The organism is Micromonospora craterilacus (genome assembly GCF_003236315.1).
Taxonomy (GTDB): Bacteria; Actinomycetota; Actinomycetes; order Mycobacteriales; family Micromonosporaceae; genus Micromonospora; species Micromonospora craterilacus.
This window is the reverse complement of sequence record NZ_POTY01000037.1, coordinates 1-22,797: the sequence shown is the minus strand read 5'-3', so window position 1 is coordinate 22,797 and position 22,797 is coordinate 1. Positions and strand designations below refer to the sequence as shown.

Sequence of the window (22,797 nt, the reverse complement as noted above, 5' to 3'; positions counted from 1 at the left end):
CACGGCATCAGCCTTTCGAGTCACCACTGCGCGGTCAGTTGGCGGCGGCGCCGAACCACCGGGGCAGCTGGCCGAGCAGGTCCTGCTGATCGCCGCCGACCCACGTCACGTGGCCGTCCGGCCGCAGCAGCGCGGCGGGCACGTCCAGTTCCTCGCTGACGTCGACGACGTGGTCGACCCGGTCCGCCCAGCCCGCCACCGAGAGTCGGCCGGTCTGGTCGAGCAGCAGTCCGCGACCGCCGTGCATCAGCTGGTAGAGCCGCCCTCGCTTCAACCGCACGTCCCGGATCCGCCGGCCGAGCAGTTCGTGGCCTTCGCCGAAGTCGTAGCGGACCCCGATCGCGGTGATCTTCTCGATCAGGTGCCGGTTGACGTCCTCGAAGTCCATCAGCTCCGACACCAGCCGGCGCACCGACCGGGGCCCCGGCTCGGGCGACAGCATTTCGGCCTGGGCGCGCGTGGTCTCCAGCACATCGGCGGCCACCGGGCGCCGTTCGGTCTGATAGCTGTCCAGCAGGCCGTCCGGTGCCCAGCCGTCGATCTCGGCGGCCAGCTTCCAGCCGAGGTTGAAAGCGTCCTGGATGCCGAGGTTGAGGCCCTGCCCGCCGGTCGGCGGGTGGATGTGCGCCGCATCGCCGGCCAGCAGCACCCGGCCGGTGCGGTAGCGCTCGGCCAGCCGGGTGGCGTCGCCGAAGCGGGAGAGCCAGCGCGGTGAGTGCGCGCCGAAGTCGGTGCCGGCGAACACCCGCAGCCGTTGCCGTACCTGGTCCAGGGTGGGCGGGACGGTGCGGTCCTCGGCCACTGTTTCGGCGGGCACGACGATGCGGTACGCCCCGTCGCCGAGGGGTACCGCGCCGAACCCCTGATGCGTCTTGCGGACTTCGGCCACCACGGCGGCCAGCTCCTCCGGCGGTACGGCCACCGCCATCTCGCCCAGCAGCCACTCGCGCCGGGCGGGCTCGCCGGGGAAGCCGATGCCCAGCAGCCTGCGTACGGTGCTGCGGCCGCCGTCGCAGCCGACGAGGTAGCGCGAGCGCAACTGCGTGCCGTCGGCCAGCTCGGCGGTCACCCCGTCCTCGTCCTGGCCCAGCCCGACCAGTTCGCAGCCGCGCCGGATCTCGGCGCCGAGCGCGGTGGCGTGCTCGTTCAGCAGGCGGTCGGTGACGGTCTGCGGGATACCGAGGAGGTACGGATGTGCGGTGTCCAGCCGGTCTGGTCGCGGCTTGTTGATGCCGGCGAAGGAACCACCGATCGGATACTGCTGGCCGTACGCGAGAAACCGGTCCAGCAGGCCGCGCTGGTCCATCACCTCGATGCTGCGCGCGTGCAGGCCGAGCGCGCGGACAACCGTGGTCGGCTCCGTCTCCTTGTCCAGCACGACCGCCTGCACGCCGTGCAGCCGCAGCTCACTGGCCAGCATCAAGCCGGTCGGTCCACCGCCGACGATGAGCACGTCAATCATGAATTCCCCCCGTTCAGCAAGGCTGCATTCGGCCAGCTGCTCCGCGCCGAGCCCCTCGCATCCGCGCCGCGAGTCCCGCCGCCGGTTCGACATCCGCGAGACCCACGACGACAGATAGCGCGCGTAGTTCGCGAATTGCCGATTTCCGCAGGTTCTGCTTTCGGCTGGAGATTCTGCATCACGACCCGGGTCTTGCCGCAAGACCCCCGGTGTGCTATATGTTTGTAGTGGCAAGGAGAGTTCATCTCCTTGCCTTTGTCTTTGCCCTCAGGGCACCAGAACCGCGATCTTGGCAGGCCGCGCGACATGCGGCCGCGGTGAAAGAATGCGGCTTGTGTCTTCCTCGCCGCCGGATCCGCTCGACTTCCGCACCGTGCAACGTGCCTACGACGTGGTGGCGGAGGACTACGCCAAGCTTCTCCCGGACACCCGTGCCGAGGCTCCACTCGACCTCGCCATGGTCGACGCCTTCGCCGAGGCGGTGACGTCCGGTGGCGATCCACGGGTCCTCGACGCCGGATGCGGCGCAGGGCGGATGAGCCGGTACCTCACCGAGCGTGGATGTCAGGTGCAGGGGGTCGACCTGTCGCCGCGCATGGTCGCCATGGCCCGACGCGACCACCGCGATTTGGTGTTCACCGTGGGCTCGCTGACCGGTCTTCCGTACCCGGACGACCAGTTCGCCGGCGTGCTGCTGTGGTACTCGACCATCCACACGCCGCCGGCCGGCCAGGCGCGCATCTTCGCGGAGGCCACCCGGGTTCTCCGCCCCGGTGGCCACCTGCTCGTCGGGTTCCAGTCCGGCACAGGCGAGCGCGACCTTGCCAGGGCGTACCGCCAGTTCGGCCACGAGATCGAACTCCAGCGCCACCTCTACACGGCGGATCAGGTCGCTGCCCAGCTTCAGGCCGCCGGCCTACGAGAAGTGTGCCGCCTGGTACGACGTGCGCAGGGCACGGAGAAGGACGATCAGGCGTTCCTGCTGGCCGCCCAACGGATCTGATGGATCTGTTGCCCGACGCCGCCGCCAACCCAGTGGTGACCAGCAGGGGACCACTGCTGAGCGGCTGCGGTCAGCGTGGGGTCGGTTGGTCGTGCCGGGCCAGGACGGCGTAGCCGGCGGCGAGGACGATCGCGGTGATCAGGCCGGCACCGCCGGCACGGGTCACGGCCAGGAACACCATTCGCTGCGGTGCTACATCTTCGACGGCGGCCAAGGCGGCACCGCTGGCGGCGGCGAGCACGATGGCCGTCCAGGCCGCCATCACGAGCACCCGATCGGCCGGCGGCCGCTGCTCGGTCGCGGGCGCGGGCGACTGCGTACGCCACCATCGGACCAGGCAGACCACGACGACGGCGGCGCCGACGATGGTGCTGGCGCGCTGCGCCCAGCGATAGCCGGCCGTGCCGAAGTGCGATTCGGCCAGCCAGCCGATGTGCGTGGCGCCCCACATCCCGTCGTGGGTGAACGAGTCCCACAGCAGGTGCGTGAGCGCGCCGACCACCAGCGAGACGACCAGCAACGCCGCGCGGCCAGCCGGCCGCTGACGTTGACGCGCGGGCGGAGGTAGGCGTTCGCGTAGCCGGGCGGGTGAGATGGCGGTCAGGAAGCGGGCCAGCAGTCCGTGCCACAGGGCCAGCGCCACCAGACCCAGCACCACGTCGACGCCGAGGACGCCGGCGAGCGAGTGGGTGAGTGTCGCCTCCACCTGCAGCGGCAGATAGTAGGGAAGATCCGGAACCATGCTCCCGATCGCCAGGGCCGACGGCACCAGCCACGCTGACCGGGTCAGCGGCAACACGGCCGCGACGTGACTACCCGTGAACGGCACCTCCGCCTCGCCTCCCTCGCTCGGCCGGATCCTAGGGCAGCCGGGCCCGGTTCGCTGACCTCAGCCGCGGCCGAGACGCTGGCCCGTGTCGATCGCGTCGTGCTGAGCCGGGACGAAATCGAGCGGGCGGCGGCTGCGCGGGAAACCGCCGCCGACCTCGCCGCAGCGCTGTGGCAGCTGAGCACGACGACGGGATCGGTGGCGCGCCGGACGTGGCTGTGCCACACTTCCTCAAGAGTTCTAGAACTGTGAGTTGAGTTCTAGGACTGTCGTCGCTCGTTGACTGGCCGCGCAGACGGTGCGCGAGGTGAGGCGGGTTTCATGGCTGACGTGTTGATGCGGCCGTGATCCGGGGGGATGGGCGACCCCGGCCGGCAGGGAAGATTCGGGAACTACGGGGGTGGGTATGTGCCGGAATCGCTGGTCGCCGCCTGCCGGCAGGTGGAGGAGGCATTCCGGGAGGCGTGGCCGGATCCGGGCTTTCAGCAGAGCCTGGCGAGGCTGCTGGCGGTGCAGGTCGGTCGACCGACGCCGCTGACTCCGGTCCGACGCCTCTCCGCCGAGCTGGGCATCAACCTGCTGCTCAAGCGCGAGGATCTGACCCATACCGGGTCCCACAAGATCAACAATGTGCTGGGTCAGGCGCTGCTGGCGCGTCGGATGGGCAAGACCCACCTGATCGCCGAAACCGGCGCCGGGCAGCACGGTGTGGCCACCGCGACCGCCGCCGCGCTGCTCGGGTTGGCGGCGACGGTCTTCATGGGGCAGCGTGACATCGAGCGGCAGGCGCTCAACGTGTACCGGATGCGCATGCTGGGCGCCGAGGTGGTCCCGGTCGAGACCGGCAGCCGTACCCTCAAGGACGCCACCAGCCAGGCGATGCGGCACTGGGTCGGCGCGACCGAGCACTCGTACTACTGCGTCGGCTCGGTCATCGGTCCACATCCCTATCCCTGGATGGTGCGGACGTTCCAACGGGTCATCGGGGACGAGGCGCGCGGTCAGTGCGCCGCTGAGCTGAGCACCGCGGTGCCGGACTACGTGGTGGCGTGTGTGGGTGGCGGCTCGAACGCGGCGGGCACCTTCGCTGGTTTCGTCGACACCTCCGCCCGGCTGGTGGGCGTGGAGGCCGAGGGCGGCGCGGGTGCGGCCCTCGGTCGGGTCGGTGTGCTGCACGGCGCCCGTTCGCTGTTCCTCCAAGACGGCGACGGGCAGATCGTCGAGGCACACTCGATCGCCGCGGGGCTCGACTACCCGGGCGTCGGACCCGAGCACGCGCACCTGCGCGATCTCGGCCGGGCGCGCTACGTGACGGTCACCGACGACGAGGCCACCTCCGCCCTGGTACGACTGGCCCGTACCGAAGGGATCGTCGCCGCCCTCGAGTCGGCGCACGCCGTCGCCTGGGTGATCCGTGCCGCGGGCGCGGGCGAGCTGCCACCGGGTGCGACCGTCATGCTCACCCTGTCCGGGCGGGGCGACAAGGATGTCTCGACCCTGAAGGAGCTGGCGTGAGGCTCGAAGATCACCTGCGGAGCCGCCGTGCCGCCGGCCGTAAGCTGCTGATGCCGTATCTCACCGGCGGCGTCACCGCGACCTGGGTCGACCACCTGCGCGCGTTGGCCGACGCGGGCGCCGACGCGATCGAGGTCGGTCTGCCGTTCTCCGATCCCACGTTGGACGGCGTCACCATCCAGGAGGCGACGGACGCGGCGTTGGCGCGGGGCGCGACGGTTCGCGGCATCCTCGGCGACATCACCGGTTTCACCGACGATGTTCCGCTGGTCGCCAGCACCTACTACAACCTGGTCGTCCGCGACGGCCCGGAGCGGTTCTGCGCGGCCCTGCGCGACGCCGGAATCAGCGGCCTGATCGTGCCGGACCTACCGCTGGACGAGGCGGGCGAGGCGGCGGACGCTGCCGCCTCCGTCGGCGTCGACCTGGTCCTGCTCGCCTCGCCGGCAACACCCCAACCTCGGCTGGCGGAGATCGCTCGACGCAGCCGTGGCTTCGTCTACGCGGTGTCCCTGATGGGCACGACCGGCGAGCGGGCCACCGTTGCCGAGTCCGCCGCGACCCTCGCCAGCCGGATCAAGGGCAGCACGGACCGGCCCGTCCTGGTCGGGTTCGGCATCTCCACGCCGCAGCAGGCGGTCGAAGCCGCGCGCAGCGCCGACGGTGTCATCGTCGGTGCCGCGATCATGCGTCGGGTACTCGACGGTGCCACGCCGGACGACGTCGGCGCCGACCTCGCTAAGATGCGCCGAGCCCTCGACCAGGAGCGTGACCAACCTTGACCAGCAGCTCCGGACACGAGGCGAGGTACCGGGCCATCGCCACGGACCTCGCCGAGAAGATCCGGGCAGGCCACTACGCCCCGGGCGAGGCGCTACCAGCCCAACGTGAGCTGAGCGCCTCGTACGGGGTGACCCTGATGACCCTCCGTCAGGCGCTTCGGCAACTCAGCGACGACGGCCTCATCGTTCAGCAGCCGGGCCGGGGCACCTTCGTCGCCCCACCCCATCTGGCGTACCAACTCGGCTCACTCCAGAGCTTCGCCGACGACCTGGAAAAACAGGGCCACGACGTACGCACCGTCGTGCTGGCCCGCTCGATCCGCCGCGCGTCGGCGCGCATCGCGACCCAACTCCGGATCCCGCCCGGGGACACCGCCCTGCGACTGGAACGGCTGCGCGAGTTCGCCGGGCGCGCGGCGATCCACCAGGTGTCCTGGGTCCGCAGGCCACATGCCGAACACATCCAGGATCGGGACTTCACGAGCGTCTCGCTCTACGGTGCGCTCGCCGACGCCGGCGTCTCGGTCGCGCGTGCGACCGAGACGATCCGCCCCGGCCTGCTCACCGCGGCCACCGCGCAACATCTGCGGGAGCCCGCCGGGAACGCGGTCTTCATCAGCGACCGCATCACCTACACGCTGGATGCCACCGCCATCATCGTCGACCGGGCCACCATCCTCGGCAGCATGATGGAGATCCGGACGGAACGGGCGGTCACCGGACTGTCCCTGCGCTGGGGCGCGGCCGGCTGACCGGCCACCTTGCGGCTCAATCAGGAGAGGCGGCAACCCGTACGCGGTCGCTCTCCTCGTCGGAGAGGAACGACGCCAGGGCCTGCCCCTGTTCGGCGACGGCGGTGCGGTCGGCTCGGGAGAAGCGGCGCAGCGGGGTGACGATCACGGTGTCGGCCTCGACCGTCCAGGTCGCGGCGACCCGGCCGTCGACCAGCACGACGCGGGCACCGGCGACCGACAAACCGCGGTGGGCGTCGTCGATGATCCGGCTGCGGTCGTGGTAGCCGAGGATCGCGTTGTCGAAGGCGGGCAGGAACCGCACCGGGGCAGGTGTGTCGGGGTCGGGCCGCGGTGCCTCGGGGAGGTCCAGCAGTACCCGGCCGCGTTCGTCGCGGAAGGCGACGAGTTCCTCGCGTACCGCGGCCACCGCGGCCGGCAGCGCGGTGAGGCCGCACCAGGCGCGTAGGTCGGCCGTGGCGGCCGGGCCGAACGCGGCCAGATAGCGCCGGACCAGCGTCTCACCGACCTGGTCGGAGCCATCCGGGTCCAGCGGGTCGATCTCTCGACTGAGCCACGCGGACAGCGGCACGTTGCGCACTCCCGCCGTGGTGCGCCACAGCCCGCGCGGAGGCAGCTGCACCATCGGAATCAGGGCGGCGACCAGCATTTCCCCCAGCGCCCGCGGCCCCGGGTCCGGCCAGCGCTCGGCGAGAACCCGCGCGAGCCCGGTCATCGAGCGGGGCACGCCGTCGGCCAGCACCGCCCGGCCCGCCGCCGCGAGGTCGTCGAGATCCACCCCGTCGAGTTCGCGGCGGTAGGTGCCGAGCACCCGTTGGCGCAGCATGGTGTCGTGGCGGGCCCGCCAGGCCAGCACGTCCTCGGCGGTGAGCAGGTGGACGGTGCGGCGCATGAGGTGGGTCCGTACCAGGTGCCGCCGTGTCAGCAGGTCCGACAGCACTCCCGGGTCGAACGTACGCAGCCGGGACCAGAGCCCGACGAACGGCTCCTGCGGTTCCTGCGCCTGCATGCCGCACAGGTGCGCGACGGCGTCGCGGACCGGCAGGTCGGCGCGGTCGAGCAGCAGCTGCCGGGCGAGCGTCGCACGGTTCAGCGCCCGGGTGTCCAGCACGGTCATCGGCTCACGCCGCAGAAACTCAGGTGGTTCGTGCTGGTGACGGACAAGATCGACTCCTCGCTGCGGACGGAGGTGCAACAGTCGCAGAGGAAGCGGCCAGGATGTGTCCTCTTCTTCGGGCAGGATGAGAAACATGCCGAAGACCTCAGCGCGACTGCTGTCACTGCTGTCGCTGCTGCAGGCACGGCGGGACTGGCCGGGGGCGCTGCTGGCCGAGCGGCTGGCGGTCAGCCCGCGCACGGTACGCCGCGACGTCGACCGCCTGCGCGAACTCGGCTATCCCATCGTGGCCAGCAAGGGCCCGGACGGCGGATACCGGCTCGACGCCGGCACGCGCCTCCCGCCGTTGCTGTTCGACGACGAGCAGGCCGTCGCCCTCGCCGTCGCCCTGCGGATCGCCACCACCGCCGGCGCCGGCATCGAGGAGGCCGCGGCGCGGGCGCTGCACACCGTCCGGCAGGTCATGCCCGCACGGCTGCGCCACCGCATCGACACCCTCCAGGTCACCGCCGTCGAGCAGCCTGCGGCGCCGCGGGCCGACAGCGGCGTGCTGTTGGCGCTGAGCGCCGCCGTGCACGCGCGCGAGGTGTTGCGCTTCGGCTACCCGGCCACGTCCCGGCCGGTGCCGGACGACGGCACACCGACCCCGCCCCGCCGGGTGGAGCCCTACCACCTGATCACCTGGGGCGGGCGCTGGTATCTCGTCGCCTGGGACCTCGACCGCGACGACTGGCGCATCTTCCGGGCCGACCGGATCACCCCGCACGCCCCCACCGGGCCTCGATTCGCCCCACGCGAGCTACCCGGCGGCAGCGCGGCCGCCTTCGTCACCAGCAGGTTCCACGGCTCCGACGGCACCGGCGGCTGGCCCTGCCACGGAGAGGTGATCCTCGACCTCCCGGCCGCGAAGGTGGCACCCTTCATCGGCGACGGAGTCGTCGATGAACTCGGCCCGGACCGCTGCCGACTCACCCTCGGCTCCTGGTCATGGCCGAGCCTGGCCGCCGCCATCGGCATGTTCGACGCCGACATCGACGTCGTCGGGCCGCCCGAACTCCGCGCCGCCTTCGCGCACCTGGCCCGCCGCTACGCGAACGTCGCGCAGCTCACCTTGTGAACCTCACGCTGTGGATCGCTGCCGGCCTGCTGGCCGCGCTCGCCCTGGCCGGCTACGCCTGGGGCCGATTCGGGCCCGAGTCCTTCACCGGCTGACCTGGCTGCGGAACCTGCCCGGTGCGGAGAGCCTCGACAGCCCCGGCGGCCAGCGTCTCGTAGTAGGGGCCGAACCCCATCGCACGCCGGTACGTGCCTTCCGCGTCATCCGGGCGCCCTGCGGCGGCGTACACGTGCCCGAGGGCGATCGCGGCCAACGGGCTCTCGCGCGGATGGTCGACTTCGACGATCTGCCGGTACGTCGCGACCGCCTGCTCGGTCCGGCCGGCGGCGGCGCGCAGCCGTGCGAGGTTGCCGGCCGCGGACGGGGCGAAGTCAGGGTGACCGGACGCGACGGCACGCCCGTAAGCGGCTTCCGCGTCGGCCGTCCGGCCGGCCGCCTCCAGCACGAAGCCGAGGTTGCGTTCGGCCCGGGCAGCCGCGTCGGCATGGCCGGACTCGGCGGCCCGCCGGTAGATCGCCTCCGCCTCGGGCGTTCGGCGCCCGCCCTCGAACAGCAGCGCGAGCTGGATCATCGCCGCGGGAGCGTGGTCGGCGTGGCCGGAGTCGATGGCCCATCCGTAGGCCTGCTCCGCCGTGTCGACGGAACCCCACCGAGCCCACAGGTTACCGAGGTGCAGCGCGGCCGCCGGGGCGTGATCGGGGTGGCCGGAGTCGATCGCCCAACGATAGGCCGCCTCCGCCTCGGCCTGCTTCCGCGAGCCGAGGTCGCACTGCTCGGCGTACTCCTGGCCGAGGATCAGCGCCGCCCACGGTGCGTGTTCGCGATGGCCGGTCTGCACCACGCGGTGCCAGACCTGCACGGCTTCCTCGGGCTGTTCCCGCAGCATGAGGACGGCACCGAGCAGGATGGCGGCGTGCGGTGCGTGGTCCGGATGGCCGCTGTCGACCAGCTGCCGCAGGACGGCCTCGGCATCTTCCGGCCGTCCCTCGTCCAGCAGGCCGAGGGCGCGGCCGAGCAGCGGCGGAGGTTGCGGCCGGTCAGACTCCATCAACGAAGTCTAGGTACGCGAACGGACGACGGCACCGCCTTGACGGCCGTCCTGGGGCGACGTTACGACGGCCGACACTGTGGACACAGCCGATTGCGGCCCCGGTCGCCGGCCCGGTCGACTTACTACCCTTACGGTCAGGGGTGTGGGGGAGGGGCGATGGCTTTCGACCGGGGCAGTCTGGTGCGCACTCTGGCGAAGACGACGGTCGCCGTCGTGCTCGGTGGGCCACTCAGCGGCATCCAGGAGCTGAGCAACGCAATCTTCGACCTGCCGAAATCCGATCCGGTGCGCTCGGCCAAGCCGGAGGTCCTCGTCGATCGGCTGGCTGCGGCGACCCGCGCCTTCGCCACCGGCGAACGGCTCCCCGACGGGCTCGCCGACCGGGTCCTGGAGCAGACCACCAACCTGCTCGCCCGCTACGGCCTGACCGCGGCCGAACTGGCGTCGGTCGCGTTCGATCCGGCCGCGGCGACCGCGATCGTCCGCGCCCGGGCGGCGGAGGAACTACGAGCCCTGGACGAGGCGGACGAGGCGCTCTGCCTGCGCCTGATCGACGATGTCCACACCGAGCTGTCCCGCACGGCCGCCGACATCACCGACCTGGCCTCCGCCTACCAGCGACGGGTCCTGGCCGACCTGCGATCGTTGACCCGAAGCCAGGACGAGCTGCTCCTGCTCGCCCGGCTCTCCGCCCAGCACCTGCTCACGGTCGGGCCGACGCCGCGATGGGAGCCGGCCCTCTACCCGCCGAGCGCGCTGCTGCGAGCCGAGTTCGCGGTCGTCCCGTTCTGGGGACGGCAGGACATGCTCGACGACCTCACCGACTGGGCGTCCGGTCCCGCCCGGGTGGCCGCCCGCGTCTACACCGGTGCCGGCGGGATGGGCAAGACCAGACTGCTGCTGGAGGCCTGCCGGCGGATGCGGCTGGCCGGCTGGCGGTCCGGCTTCGTCCGTACCGGACTGCCACCCCTGAGCGCCGACCAGGTGGCGGAACTCGGGCGGGGCGTCGCGGGCGTGCTGCTCGTGGTCGACTACGGCGAAACGCGGACCGCCCAGGTCGTACGGCTGGTCGCCGAGGCGCTCGACGCCGGCGTCCCGGTCCGGATCGTCCTGCTCGCCCGCTCGGACGGAGACTGGCTGCTGAATCTGCGGCAACAGCCGAACCGGGTCGGCGATTTCCTCGACGGACCCGCGATGTCGGTCCTCGCCGTCCCGCCCCTGGCCACCGACGCCGCAGCCAGGCGTACCGTGTTCGACGACGCCCTGACCGCGTTCGCGGCGGCGCGCGGCGAGGCGGAACCGAACCTCGCCGCGGTGAGCCTGGACGGCCCGCACCACAACCGGGTCCTCTACCTACACATGAGCGCGCTCGCCGCCCTGGACGGCGAGGACGCCAGCGACGACCAGACCCTGCTGCGGTTCGCGTTGCGTCGCGAACAGGGTTTCTGGGATCGCAGCCTGGTCGAGAAGGGGTACGACGACCTGGCCGGAAAGCCGGTGCGTCAGGTCGCCGCCCTGGCCACCCTCGTCGGCGAGCTGCCCGGCCCCGAACAGGCGGTCGAGCTGTTCCGCCGGGCACCCCTCATGCGCGATCGCCCGGCGACGGCGGTGACCGCGGTCGCGGACCTCCTCCATGACCTGTATCCGGCCGAATCCTGGCTCGGCGGAGTCCAACCCGACCTGCTCGGCGAACACCTCGTCGGCACCGCGCTGCGCGACACCCCGACGTTGCTGGCGGTGCTGAATGGGGCTTGAGACGCAGCAGGTCCGGCATTCCCTGACGGTCCTCAACCGCCTGGCCCAGCGAGATCCGTCGTTCCAGGCCGACCTGGTCGCGCTGATCGCCTCCGACGTACGCGGGCTCGCCCCGATCGCGCTCGACGTGGCCCTGGAGTCGGGCGAGCCGATGGCACAGGCGCTCTGCGAGGTGCTGCTCGCACACGACCTGGACGCCGACGTCGAGCGGACGATGGTCGACCGCGTACCGCTGGACTCCCCACTGACCGACCTCGGCCTGGCGCTGTCCACCCGAGCGGTGGCGCGACTTGATGCGGGGGTGGAGCTGAGCCCGGTCCGGCCCGCGCAGGTCCTCGTCCGGCACGCCGAGTGGCTGCTCCGCCACGACCGGACCGAAGACGCGCTGGCCGCGGCAGGCCGCGCCAAACGGATCGTCGCCGACATCGTCGGCGGCAACGGCGGCCTGCCGTACGTCTTCACCAAGCCCACCGACCTGCTCCTGTCGGTCGCGACCGTCGAGGCGAGAGTGCTGTTGCGTCGCGGCGAGCCCCGGTACGCGATCATGTCCCTCACCAACGCCCGTGACGTCGCCCGTCAACTCGCCGGCACCGCGGCCGATTACCACCCCGGGTTCGGCGAGGTGCTGACCCTGCTCGCCGTCGCGCTGATGGACGCCGGTCAGGTCGCCGAGGCGCTGCGGGCCGGCGGTGATGCCGTCGACTTCTGGCGGGCCGTGGTCCGCGAGCCAGATCCGGATCCGGACCTGGCCCGGGCCGCCGGCCCGGTGACGATCATCGCCGCCGGCGCCGACGGCCTCCACGAAACCCTCTCGGGCCTGGGCCTGCGCCGTAGCGCCGACGGCTCCACCCACCTACCCATGCTGCTCGCCGGAGCCGAGAGTCGGCTCGCGCCCCGGCACACGACGCCCACGGCCGCCCGGGCCAACTACGCGCGGGCCGGTGCGGTGCGCGCCCGGGCCCTGGTCGTCACCGGCCGTCCCGACGAGGCGCTGGCCCAGCTCAGCGAGATGGAACGGGACCTCGGCGACCGTCGCGACGACCACAACCGACACGAGATGGTCCTGCTCCGCGCCGTCGCGTACGCGATGCTCGACCGCCTCGACGAGGCCGCCGCGTCCGTCGGCGACCTGCCGGCCGACCTGGACGGCAAGGCCCAGCTCACCGGGCTAGCCCGGCTCGTCGTCGGTCCCGACGGCACACCGTGGGACAGCGCGCGCCGCGACGTCGTCCTCGGCCTGACCCGACTGGCCGCCACCCTGCCGAGTCGACCGGCCCTGCGAATGACGGTGATGAGCCTGCTCGGCGCCTACGCGTCAGCCGGCCCCGACCGGCCGGCCGACGCCGTGACCCAGCTGCTCGAACCGGACCGGAACCCCGATCCGGAACCGGCCTCGTGGCTGCTGCTCGCCGGCTGCGTCCTGCTCGACCGGGCGACCGAGCCGGCCGAGATCACCGGCCGACTGCGGGCATACCTGCTGGCCGCGCTGGCCACGGCCGACCGGACCTGGCCCGATGGATCGGCCGTACGGCTCGCCGAGGTGGCCAACTACCTCGCGCAGTGGTACTGCTCGCACGAGCAGTTTCCCGAAGCCCTACGGCTTCGTGAACCGTTGTCGGCGTTCGTGGTGAACGTCCTCGACCTGCCCGGGGTGCGGGCGGAGTACGGCCTGGCCTGCTGGGCGATGGCAGCCGCCGGGATGCGCCAGGGAGCCGACGGCCTGCCGATCGTCAGCTCGCTGCTGGACGAACTGGCGAGCCATGTCGCGCGACAGCGATCCGCCGAGCTGCTCGTGGCCCAGGGCCGGTGCGCGATGGAACTGATTCCCTGGCTGCTGCGCTCCGGTGACGGGCCGGCGGCCCGGGTCGTGGCGGAGCAGAATCAGACGGCGCTGCGGTCGGCGGAGTTCCTGCGCGCCCGGCAGGAGGACCGCGGCGACGACCCGGCCGAGTTCCTCGCAGAGATCGAGAGCCTGCTCGCCGGTTCGGTGGACGCCCTCGGGGCGTGACGTCAGGCCGGTCGCCACCCGGGTGGTATCGCCACGATGTCGAGGAACACCGTCCGTTCCCGCAGCTCGGCCAGGTGCAACGAGGTCGGCGGCCGGGCGGCCCCGCCACAACCTGCCAGGTCAGCCGGCCGCGTCGGTTCGGGTGCGCGACTGCGGGTCGGGCTGGGCGTTGACGGCGGCGACCAGGTCCTCCCGGGACCGGGCCACCCGGGAGCGAATCGTGCCGACCGGGCAGTTGCACACCTCGGCGGCCTCGGCGTAGGACAGCCCGAGGATCTGGGTGGCGACGAACGCTTCCCGCCGGTCGGCCGACAGTCCTGCGATGAGCTGCTCCAACGCGACCTGACGATCGAAGCCGCTGCGGGTCGTGTCCGCCACGTCGTAGGAGTCCGGCATCGACACGGTGCGGGGACGCGCCGTCGCGGCCCGGATGTGGTCGACGGCGACCCGGCGGGCGATGCCGAGCAACCAGGTCCGCGCCGACGACCGGCCGGCGAACGACGGCAACGACCGCATCGCCCGCAGGTACGTGTCCTGCGCCAGGTCGTCCGCCTCGCTCGGGGAGATCAACGCGGCCAGGAACCGGCGAACCTGCTGCTGGGTGGCCCGGACGAAGGAAGCCGCGGCGTCGCGGTCACCCCGGCCCGCCGCGAGGGCCCACGCGGTGACCTGCGTGTCATCCGTCACCCTCGATACCTCCGGGCCCCCGGTCACCCGTCACGACGACGATCGCGACGGCCTGTGGTAATGGCAGGTCGTAGCGTACGGCACGCACCCGCCCTGCCGTCTACCCGTGGGTTTGCGCAACCTGCTGAGCGGCCGTCGCGGCACCTGGGCAAACCGCGGACCGCGACAGAGTTCCCGGAGTGCCGGCAGGCACCCACGCCCGGCTGGCCGCGGGTGGGTAGGCGATGGCCGCCCCGGTCACGAAGGTGGCGCCGCCGGGGGAGGCTGACTTCGCGGCGCGTCGGATGCGTCACGAGTGGCCAGCGCCTCCCGTAGGGCCCGGGTGCCGCGGGCGAGCGCGGTGAGGTCCTCCGGCGACAGCATGGCGAGCAGCGCGACGGACTCGTCCCGCAGGCCCGCGACGGCCTCGTGCAACTGGCCGGCCCGGCCGGTCGCGGTCAGGCGTTTGACGCGCCGGTCCGTGCCGGACTCGTCGCGCCTCAGGTAGCCGAGCGTGACGAGCTTCTCGACGGTCGCGGACACGGTCGGTGCGGTGACATGCAGCTGGCCGGCCAGTTCGTGCCCGGTTGTCGCGGTGCCGCTGGCCACCAGCAGCACCACCTTCAGCTGGTGCAGCGTCAGGTCGAGGTCCAGGAACGGCGCCAGCCGCCCGGCGGCCAGGGCCTGCGCCAGGGCGCGTCGATCAGCTGCGATCTGGCCCGCCAGCTCGGCACGGGCTTCGGGGGTCATGGCAGCATCCACGCCGTTACTGTAGCATTGCCTAATAGTTAGGCTCGACCTAACTAAATGAGGGGAGTGCGGATGGGCGAGACGATCATGGTGTTGGGGCTGTTGCTGGTCGTGGCGACCTTCCTTGGGCGCGCCGCCCGACTGGTCGGGCTGCCGACCGTGCCGGTGTACATCCTCACCGGGCTCGCCGCCGGAGCCGCGAACAGCTTCCTGCCCGTGCACCTGGCCTACGAGGACGTCCACGTCCTGGCCGTGATCGGGCTCGTCCTGCTCCTGTTCCACCTGGGGCTGGAGTTCGACACCGCCGCGTTCGCGAAGAACGCCCGCACGCTCGTCACTGCGGGTGTCGCGTACATCGCCCTCAACGTCGGGGCCGGGCTGCTGCTCGGCTTCGCGCTCGGCTGGGGTGCCCCCGAAGCCCTCGCGGTGGCCGGCATCACCGGGATCTCGTCGTCGGCGATCGTCACCAAGCTCATGTTCGACCTGAAGAAGCTGGCTCGTCCCGAGGCGCCGCTCATCCTCGGGATCATCGTGATCGAGGACGTCTTTCTCGCCGTCTACCTCGCCGTCCTCAACACGGTGATCAACCCCGCCGGCAGTCTGTGGGCCTCCGCCGTCCGTTTCGCGGTCTCCGTCGGGTTCCTGGTCTTCCTGTTCGTCCTCGCCCGGCGCGGCAGCAAGATCGTCAGCCGCATCGTCAACGAGAAGACCGCCGAACTGTTCGTCGTCGGCCTCGTCGGGATCACCCTGTTCATCGCCGGGATGGCCGAGGAAGTCGGCGTGTCCGACGCGATCGGCGCATTCATGGTCGGGCTCATCGTCGCCGGCACCAACGCCAAGCACCGCGCCGAAACGACCATCGGTCCGCTCCGGGACACCTTCGCCGCCGTGTTCTTCGTCGGATTCGGCCTCACCCTCGACCCCGGCAGCTTCGGCGGCGTACTCACCCCGGTGCTGCTCGCGGTGGCCGTGTCCATCGTCGTCAACCTGATCGCCGGCGTCGTCGCCGCCCGGGTGCAGGACATGCCCGCCCTGATCGGTGCCGAGATCGGGCTGACCCTGCTCAGCCGCGGCGAGTTCGCCCTGATCGTCGCCACCATCGCGGCAACCGCCGGCCTCGACGAACGGATCATGCCCTTCGCCGGCCTCTACGTCCTCATCCTGGGCATCCTCGGCCCACTCCTGGTCACCTACGCACCGCGCCTCTGGAACCAGCCCCGGCAGCCGTCGCCCGACCAGGCTCCGGCTGAGCTGTCCACGGCGTCCCGGCCGGCGTGATGGCGCTCCGGTCAGTCGGCGGACGGTTGTGGGGTGCCGCAGAGCTTGGTGCCCGGCGGAATGACCTCCTCCGCGCTGTGGATCCGGTACGGCGCCGGCCCCAACTTGCCGGACGGGTTGATCGGACTGAGTTTCACCAGGTTGAGGAACTTGTTGATGACATTCACCACCGGGGCCAGGATCGTGTAGCCGACGCCGTACGAGGCCCAGACGCCGATGCCCACGCCGCGGCAGACCGCCACCGGTGACCCGATCGCCGACCCCATCGTCGTCCCGTAGGCCGTCGACACCTCGAAGAAGAGGCCGGCCTTCAGCACGAACGCGCTGAACCCGAGGTCGAACCGGACCCGGTGCTCGATGAGCAGGCCCATCACCCCGACCGGCACCCCGCGCAACGAGTTGATCAGGCTTTCCTTGCGCTGGAAGTTCTTGCTGACCTGCGGGCCGAACCTGCCGTTGGCGTACCCGTAGCCGAGCGATCCGGCGAGCGAGAACTCGCCCTTGCCCTTGATGGTCCCCAGCTTCGCCCCGAAGGCCGTGGTGACCTTGACGGTCTGGCTGACGGTGAGCGCCAGCGGTACGCCGAGCACGGTGCCCATCGGGATGCTGAACTCCACCGGAATGGGGAGCACCGCTTTGATGTTCTGCCCGTCCTGGATCCCGGCTTCGAACGAGTACCGGATCCCGAAGCCGCCGCTGATCGACAGCTCCGCCCGGGCCACGGAGCCGTCCTTGATGCTCAGGTAGAAGCCCGCCTTCGGCTGCTGGAAGGTGAGCGCGGCCCGCCCGAACAGCTTCGTACCGTTGCGGTCGTAGTTGAAGCTGACCTCGGCTCCGCTGACGAGGCTGACGCCGGTGGAGAAGTTGGCGACGACGGACTTGACCTCGCCGCCGCCCCGGATCGGTGCCGGTTGGGCGGGCCGGGGCGGCAGTGGCGCGAGCCGCAGCGGCGCGCTGCGGCCGGCCCGGCCGGACGGGGTGGGCAGCGCGGCGTCGGCCTCCTCCTCGGGGATCGCCCAGATCGGCTCCCCGGCCTGGTAGGCGACCGGGTCCTCGATCGCGATGTCCTGCTTCTCGAGGGTGCCGTCGCGGATCACGTCGGTGATGTTGACCGGCCCGATCGTGACGAGCAGGTCGCCGCCCTCCCGCTGGAGGTCGAGCACCCGGCCGACGCCCCGGCCGGTGACGAACATGACCTTGCCGGGGGCCAGGTCGTCGGCGCGGGGCGCGTCGCCGTCGATCCGCCAGGTGAGCCCGTCGGCGGTGACCGACCGAACCGAGCGGCCGCCGCCGCCGACGAGAACCACGTCCGGCTGGTACGTCAGGTCGGGATGCGGTACGGGTGCCATCCCGTACCGCAGCGCGGACTCGCTGTACGGGTCCTCGTCGACCGCACCGCCCGGCGAACGGCCGGTGCAGGCCGTCGCGGTGAACAGCAGCGTCGCCGCGAGGACGGCCGAGACAAGCTTGCGCACCAGGACTCCTCGTCGGATCGGCGTGGCACCGCCACCGGGCTGTCCCGGCGGCACCGGGAACGCAGCCGTCCGGCGTCGTCTCCGGACCGGTCCGGCCGCGGGCGGTCGGGTGGCCATGCGACCGACCCTAGAGGGTGGCCGCGACAAAGGAATCGGGAGTTTCCCTACCTGCCGGCCACCGCGCTCCGGTTCACGGCAGCAGGTGCCAGCAGAGCGCGCCGAGCCAGGCCCACCCGACGATGATGTACGCCCGCTGGACCAGCCCGGCCCGTGGCGAGTCGCGCTCCCAGGCGCTCCCGAACCACAGGAAGAGCACGACCAGTCCGGCTGCGGCCGCCCCGGAGAGCACCGCCCACCGGCGGTCGTCCAGGGCCAGTGCGGCGGCGAGCGCGGCGACCGGGAGTGACCCGAACACCACCACGCCAGCCCAGTCGTGGACCTGGTGGCGGCGGCTGTAGGTGGTGGGCGTGACGTCCGGTGTGCCGGGTGGATAGCCGCGCATCGGGTCCATCGGGAACACCCCGGAGGCCAGCAGCGCCAGGCCGAACACCGCGACGGACGCGGCCAGCCAGCCGCTGCCCGTCGCCGCGTGCAGGCCGGGCGCGGCGGCGGTGACGAGCAGGCCACTGACGAGGAAGTTCGCCGTCTGCACCCAGCCACGGCCGCCGAGCGCCAGGGCGCTGACCGGATGCCGGACCGGGTCGTACCCCGGCCGGGTCAGGCCGTCGAGCAGGAACGTGACGACGAAGAGGACCGTGCCGGCGATCCCGGCGACCAGCGACACGTCGGCAACGAGATCCATCAGGACATCAGCCTACCGAACTGCCACCAGACGGGCTTCCGGCCCACGCTGATGATTCGACTGCCCGGCGCGAGACGTTCATTTGGCGTTGTTCTGGGCGGCTTTTTCCTTTCCCTCGGGCCGGCATCATGGTGCCGGCTGGGTCCGGTCGGGCAGCCGCCGGACCGCCAGATCGGTGTTGCGACCCGTACCGGGTCGACGAGAAGGAGGAAGTGTGCGCAACTCGGTTGCCCGCAGCGTCGCTGCCCTGGTGGCAGCGTCCACAGGTCTACTGGCTGTCGCCGCCTGCGCCCCGCCGGAGGACACGAGCGCGCAGTCCAGCGGGGCGGCCACCGCCACCAGCGCCGCCGACTTCGGCGGGATCGAGGGGCTGATCGCCGAGGCGAAGAAGGAGGGGCAGCTCAACGTCATCGCGCTGCCGCCGGACTGGGCCAACTACGGCGAGCTCATCAAGACCTTCAGCGACAAGTACGGCATCAAGGTCAACTCGGCCCAGCCGGACGCCTCCAGCCAGGAGGAGATCAACGCGGCCGACCAGCTCAAGGGCCAGGCCACCGCACCGGACGTCTTCGACCTCGGCACCGCCGTCGCGCTCGCCAACGTGGCGAAGTTCGCCCCCTACAAGGTGGCGACCTGGGACGACGTGCCGGACGCGCTGAAGGAGGCGGGCGGCGCCTGGATCAACGACTACGGCGGCTACATGTCGATCGGGTACGACGCGGCGAAGGTGCCCGCCCCGCAGAGCGTCACCGACCTGCTCAAGCCGGAGTACAAGGGCAAGGTCGCGCTCAACGGCGACCCGACGCAGGCCGGCGCGGCGTTCAGCGGCGTGGTCATGGCGGCCCTGGGCAACGGCGGATCCGCCGACGACATCGCCAAGGGCGTCGACTTCTTCGGGCAGCTGAAGAAGGCCGGCAACTTCCTGCCGGTGGACCCGACCCCGGCCACCATCGAGTCCGGCCAGACCCCGGTGGTCATCGACTGGGACTACCTCAACGTCGCGCAGGGCAAGAAGCTGCAGGGCAAGCTCGACTGGAAGACCGTCGTGCCGGCCAACGCGGTGCTCGGCTCCTACTACGTCCAGGCGATCAACGTCGGCGCTCCGCACCCCGCCGCGGCCCGGCTGTGGCAGGAGTTCCTCTACTCCGACGAGGGCCAGAACCTGTGGCTCAAGGGTGGCGCGCGGCCGGTGCGGGCCGAGGCCATGCAGAAGGCCGGGACCATCGACCAGACCGCGTACGGCGAGCTGCCGGCCTTCACCGGCACGCCGGTGTTCCTGACCGATGCCCAGACCACGCAGGCCAAGGACCACCTCGCGGCGAACTGGGCCAAGGTCGTCGGCTGACCGTCCGATGAGTACCCTGACCCACCCTGCGGACCCCGCGGCCAAGGCGCCCGGGGTCCGCACCCGCCCCCACCGGGGGCCGTCGCTGCGCCGGGCGCGCAGCCTGCTCGGCGTCGTCCCGTTCTTCGCGTTCGTCGCGGTGTTCCTCGCCATCCCCACCCTCGTGGTGGTGGCCGGCGCGTTCACCAGCGACGACGCCGGCTTCACCCTGGACAATCTGACAGCGCTGGGCAACGGCTACGTCGTCAACGCCTTCGTACGCAGCGTCCTGCTGTCCGCCGGCACCGCCCTGATCGGCGCGGTCCTCGGCGGGCTGCTCGCGTACGCGCTGGTCACGGCCCGCGAGGGCGGACTGCTGCGGCGGGTGGTCAGCGCGGCGTGCGGAGTGCTCGCCCAGTTCGGCGGAGTGACCCTCGCCTTCGCGTTCATCGCCACCCTGGGGCTGAGCGGCTTCGTCACGGTGTTCCTGCGCGACCGGCTGGGCGTCGACATCTACGCCGGCGGGGTGTGGCTGTTCGAACTGCCCGGACTGGCGCTGGTCTACACCTACTTCCAGGTGCCGCTGATGGTCATCGTGTTCCTGCCCGCCCTGGACGGTGTCCGCCCGCAGTGGCGGGAGGCAGCCGACAGCCTCGGTGGCTCGACCTGGCAGTACTGGCGGATGATCGGTGGGCCGCTGCTCGCCCCGGCGTTCCTCGGGTCGACACTGCTGCTGTTCGCCAACGCGTTCTCGGCGTACGCGACCGCCGCCGCTCTGGTCAGCCAGGGCAGTCCGATCGCGCCGTTGCAGATCCGCAGCGCGCTCACCAGCGAGGTCGTACTGGGGCAGCAGAATCTCGGCAAGGCGATGGCGCTGGGCATGGTGCTGGTGGTCGCCGTGGTCATGGGGCTCTACGCCCTGCTGCAACGCAGGACCGCCCGATGGTTGGGGTGATCCGCCGGCGGGCCCGCCGGCAACGCCTCCTGCGCTGGGTGATCCTCACCGGGCTCGGCGTCTTCTTCCTCCTGCCGCTGCTGGCCATGGTGGAGTTCACCACCCGGGGAGCCGGCGGGACGCTGTCGCTGGAAACCTGGCGGCTGCTGGTCGACTGGCCCCGACTCAGCGAGACCTACCCCGACCTGTCGGTCGGCATCGCCGCCTCGTTCGGGCTCGTCGTGCTCACCGCGCTGCTCATGCTGGTGCTGCTCGTGCCGACGGTGATCTGGGTCCGGCTGCGCCTGCCGCGACTGCACCGGGTGGTGGAGTTCCTGTGCCTGCTTCCGCTGACCATCCCGGCGATCGTGCTGGTGGTCGGCCTCGCCCCGGTGTACGCCTGGGTCACGTACTTCCTCGGCGGCTCCCCGCTCACCCTCACCTTCGCCTACACCGTCCTCGTGCTGCCCTACGCCTACCGGGCGCTCGACGCCGGGCTCTCCGCCATCGACGTGCGCACCCTGTCCGAGGCGGCCCGCAGCCTCGGGGCCGGCTGGGTGACGGTGATGTGGCGGGTGGTGCTGCCCAACATCCGCTCGGCGGTGCTCTCCGCCGCGTTCCTCACCGTCGCGCTCGTGCTCGGTGAGTTCACGATCGCGTCCCTGCTCAGCCGGGTCAACCTGCAGGTGGCCATCAACCTGCTCGGCAAGAGCAGCGCGACGATGTCGGTGGCGGTGTCGCTGGCGGCGCTGCTGCTCGCCTTCGTACTGCTGCTGCTGTTGTCCCTCGTCGGGCGCGGTCGGCACCGGACCGCCACCAAGGAGCTGTCATGACCGGATCCACCGACGTCGTCACCCCGCCTGCCGGCCGGCGCGACCGGCGCGGCGTGGCGGTCCGGCTGCGGGGACTGCGCCGCCGCTTCGGCGCGGTGACGGCGCTCGACGGGCTCGACCTCGACCTCGCCCCGGGCGAGATGGTCGCCCTGCTCGGCCCCTCCGGTTGCGGCAAGACGACGGCGCTGCGGGTGCTCGCCGGGCTGGAGGACGCCGACAGCGGCCAGGTGCTGGTCGACGGCGTCGACGTCACCACGCTGCCGGCGAACCGGCGGGACATGGGCATGGTGTTCCAGGCGTACAGCCTGTTCCCGCACCTGACCGCGCGGGAGAACGTCGAGTTCGGGCTGCGCCTGCGCGGCCGGCCGGCCGGCGAGCGCCGCGAGCGGGCCGCCGAGATGCTCGACCTGGTGGGGATCGGCTCGCACGCCGGCCGCTACCCGCACCAGCTCTCCGGTGGGCAGCAGCAGCGGGTGGCGCTGGCCCGGGCGTTGGCGATCCGGCCGCGGGTGCTGCTGCTCGACGAGCCGCTGTCCGCGCTCGATGCCAAGGTACGCGTGCAACTGCGCGAGGAGATCCGCCGGATCCAGGTCGAGGTCGGCACCACCACCCTGTTCGTCACCCACGACCAGGAGGAGGCGCTCGCGGTGGCCGATCGGGTCGGGGTGATGCGCGCCGGGCAACTGGAGCAGGTGGGGCCGCCCGCCGAGATCTACCTGCGCCCGGCGAGCACGTTCGTCGCGGACTTCGTCGGGCTCAGCAACCGGCTGCCGGCCCGGGCCGCGGGCCGCGAGGTGGAGGTGCTCGGCCAGCGCCTGCCGCTGGTCGACCCGGCCGCCGCGCCGGCGGACGGCGCCGTCCCGGTGACCGCCCTGGTCCGCCCGGAGTCCGTCGAGGTGCTGGCCGACGGGAGCGGGCCGGGCCGGGTGCTCGCGGCGAGCTTCCTGGGCGCCACCAGTCGGGTCACCGTCGCCCTGCCGGACGACACGCTGGTCGTCGCGCAGGTCGACAGCAGCCGGCTGCCGGACCTCGCACCGGGCACGGCGGTACGGGTGCGGCTGCGGCCGGTGCCCGTGGCGCTCGGTGAGGGGTAGGTCCTGGCGGCTGGTGACGTCGTAGCGTGCGGCCAGGCAGGAGACTGATCCGGCGCCCTTGCTCTGCTTCCCTCCACGCACCGGCGCGAACCGTCGCCCCCCGCAACCACAGCCCCACCGGCGGCACCCTGCCGCCCAAGTGCACCTTCTCGAGCCCGTCGACCATGCTGTTGTGGTGGGCGCATTGCCATGAGACGGGGCATTTGTGAGGCACCACAACTGCATGGTCGACGGGGGCAGGGGTGGGGGT

General features: G+C 71.9%; 20 protein-coding genes. 12 read left to right on the top strand and 8 right to left on the bottom strand.

What is annotated here, in order from left to right; translation table 11 throughout:
- Window positions 1-34: 34 nt before the first annotated feature.
- Window positions 35-1,462, bottom strand: a complete 1,428-nt coding sequence (gene rox / locus C1I95_RS08795) for a rifampin monooxygenase (RefSeq protein WP_111213293.1) — start codon at window positions 1,460-1,462, stop codon at window positions 35-37.
- A gap of 325 nt (window positions 1,463-1,787) precedes the next feature.
- Here rox and C1I95_RS08790 point away from each other — a divergent pair, with 325 nt between their 5' ends.
- Complete coding sequence (locus tag C1I95_RS08790; RefSeq protein ID WP_233513435.1) at window positions 1,788-2,465, top strand: class I SAM-dependent methyltransferase; 678 nt, start codon at window positions 1,788-1,790, stop codon at window positions 2,463-2,465.
- A gap of 70 nt (window positions 2,466-2,535) precedes the next feature.
- On the opposite strand, the gene C1I95_RS08785 is transcribed toward C1I95_RS08790, so the two are convergent.
- On the bottom strand, window positions 2,536-3,294 hold the full coding sequence (locus C1I95_RS08785) for a DUF4184 family protein (RefSeq protein ID WP_158566331.1): 759 nt from the start codon (window positions 3,292-3,294) through the stop codon (window positions 2,536-2,538).
- A 357-nt stretch (window positions 3,295-3,651) separates the two neighbouring features.
- Between C1I95_RS08785 and trpB the strand changes: the two genes are divergently transcribed.
- The 3 genes from trpB to C1I95_RS08765 are packed head-to-tail and all read left to right on the top strand — an operon-like array spanning window position 3,652 to window position 6,343.
- Window positions 3,652-4,809, top strand: a complete 1,158-nt coding sequence (trpB, locus tag C1I95_RS08775; RefSeq protein WP_111213291.1) for a tryptophan synthase subunit beta — start codon at window positions 3,652-3,654, stop codon at window positions 4,807-4,809.
- Window positions 4,806-5,591 (top strand): tryptophan synthase subunit alpha, encoded by a 786-nt coding sequence (gene trpA / locus C1I95_RS08770; protein ID WP_267900689.1) that lies wholly within the window; start codon window positions 4,806-4,808, stop codon window positions 5,589-5,591. The genes trpB and trpA overlap by 4 nt, the downstream gene beginning before the upstream one ends.
- A complete protein-coding gene (locus C1I95_RS08765) occupies window positions 5,588-6,343 on the top strand; it encodes a GntR family transcriptional regulator (RefSeq protein ID WP_111213290.1) in 756 nt (251 codons plus the stop codon). Before trpA ends, C1I95_RS08765 begins: the two co-directional genes overlap by 4 nt.
- A 16-nt stretch (window positions 6,344-6,359) precedes the next feature.
- Here C1I95_RS08765 and C1I95_RS08760 read toward each other — a convergent pair whose 3' ends face one another.
- A complete protein-coding gene (locus tag C1I95_RS08760) occupies window positions 6,360-7,460 on the bottom strand; it encodes a winged helix DNA-binding domain-containing protein (protein ID WP_111213289.1) in 1,101 nt (366 codons plus the stop codon).
- A 133-nt stretch (window positions 7,461-7,593) separates the two neighbouring features.
- On the opposite strand from C1I95_RS08760, the gene C1I95_RS08755 reads away from it, so the two are divergent.
- Window positions 7,594-8,577 carry a helix-turn-helix transcriptional regulator gene (locus C1I95_RS08755; protein ID WP_111213288.1) on the top strand — a complete coding sequence of 328 codons (984 nt, stop codon included), beginning with the start codon at window positions 7,594-7,596 and terminating at the stop codon, window positions 8,575-8,577.
- Between the two features lie 52 nt (window positions 8,578-8,629).
- Here the strand turns inward: C1I95_RS08755 and C1I95_RS08750 are convergent, their stop codons facing one another.
- A complete protein-coding gene (locus tag C1I95_RS08750) occupies window positions 8,630-9,625 on the bottom strand; it encodes a tetratricopeptide repeat protein (protein WP_111213287.1) in 996 nt (331 codons plus the stop codon).
- 159 nt (window positions 9,626-9,784) lie between these two features.
- On the opposite strand from C1I95_RS08750, the gene C1I95_RS08745 reads away from it, so the two are divergent.
- Complete coding sequence (locus tag C1I95_RS08745; protein WP_111213286.1) at window positions 9,785-11,383, top strand: hypothetical protein; 1,599 nt, start codon at window positions 9,785-9,787, stop codon at window positions 11,381-11,383.
- Window positions 11,373-13,391 (top strand): hypothetical protein, encoded by a 2,019-nt coding sequence (locus C1I95_RS08740; protein ID WP_111213285.1) that lies wholly within the window; start codon window positions 11,373-11,375, stop codon window positions 13,389-13,391. The genes C1I95_RS08745 and C1I95_RS08740 overlap by 11 nt, the downstream gene beginning before the upstream one ends.
- Before the next feature lie 120 nt (window positions 13,392-13,511).
- Here C1I95_RS08740 and C1I95_RS08735 read toward each other — a convergent pair whose 3' ends face one another.
- Window positions 13,512-14,078 carry a sigma-70 family RNA polymerase sigma factor gene (locus tag C1I95_RS08735; RefSeq protein WP_111213284.1) on the bottom strand — a complete coding sequence of 189 codons (567 nt, stop codon included), beginning with the start codon at window positions 14,076-14,078 and terminating at the stop codon, window positions 13,512-13,514.
- Window positions 14,079-14,315: 237 nt separating this feature from the next.
- Window positions 14,316-14,819 (bottom strand): MarR family winged helix-turn-helix transcriptional regulator, encoded by a 504-nt coding sequence (locus tag C1I95_RS08730; RefSeq protein ID WP_199523654.1) that lies wholly within the window; start codon window positions 14,817-14,819, stop codon window positions 14,316-14,318.
- 60 nt (window positions 14,820-14,879) lie between these two features.
- Here C1I95_RS08730 and C1I95_RS08725 point away from each other — a divergent pair, with 60 nt between their 5' ends.
- Window positions 14,880-16,085 (top strand): cation:proton antiporter, encoded by a 1,206-nt coding sequence (locus tag C1I95_RS08725; RefSeq protein ID WP_158566329.1) that lies wholly within the window; start codon window positions 14,880-14,882, stop codon window positions 16,083-16,085.
- Between the two features lie 11 nt (window positions 16,086-16,096).
- Here the strand turns inward: C1I95_RS08725 and C1I95_RS08720 are convergent, their stop codons facing one another.
- The gene (locus tag C1I95_RS08720; RefSeq protein WP_111213281.1) at window positions 16,097-17,560 is read right to left on the bottom strand and encodes a hypothetical protein; all 1,464 of its coding nucleotides are present in this window, start codon (window positions 17,558-17,560) and stop codon (window positions 16,097-16,099) included.
- A 190-nt stretch (window positions 17,561-17,750) separates the two neighbouring features.
- Complete coding sequence (locus C1I95_RS08715) at window positions 17,751-18,362, bottom strand: DUF998 domain-containing protein (RefSeq protein ID WP_111213280.1); 612 nt, start codon at window positions 18,360-18,362, stop codon at window positions 17,751-17,753.
- A 214-nt stretch (window positions 18,363-18,576) separates the two neighbouring features.
- Here C1I95_RS08715 and C1I95_RS08710 point away from each other — a divergent pair, with 214 nt between their 5' ends.
- Genes C1I95_RS08710 through C1I95_RS08695 form a run of 4 tightly spaced genes read left to right on the top strand, consistent with a single transcriptional unit; the run spans window position 18,577 to window position 22,547 of the window.
- Complete coding sequence (locus C1I95_RS08710) at window positions 18,577-19,707, top strand: ABC transporter substrate-binding protein (RefSeq protein ID WP_111213279.1); 1,131 nt, start codon at window positions 18,577-18,579, stop codon at window positions 19,705-19,707.
- 7 nt (window positions 19,708-19,714) lie between these two features.
- A complete protein-coding gene (locus C1I95_RS08705) occupies window positions 19,715-20,641 on the top strand; it encodes an ABC transporter permease (protein WP_233513434.1) in 927 nt (308 codons plus the stop codon).
- The gene (locus C1I95_RS08700; protein ID WP_111213278.1) at window positions 20,629-21,453 is read left to right on the top strand and encodes an ABC transporter permease; all 825 of its coding nucleotides are present in this window, start codon (window positions 20,629-20,631) and stop codon (window positions 21,451-21,453) included. The genes C1I95_RS08705 and C1I95_RS08700 overlap by 13 nt, the downstream gene beginning before the upstream one ends.
- Entirely contained in the window at window positions 21,450-22,547 is a 1,098-nt protein-coding gene (locus C1I95_RS08695; RefSeq protein WP_111213277.1) for an ABC transporter ATP-binding protein, read from the top strand. The genes C1I95_RS08700 and C1I95_RS08695 overlap by 4 nt, the downstream gene beginning before the upstream one ends.
- Window positions 22,548-22,797 lie beyond the last annotated feature (250 nt).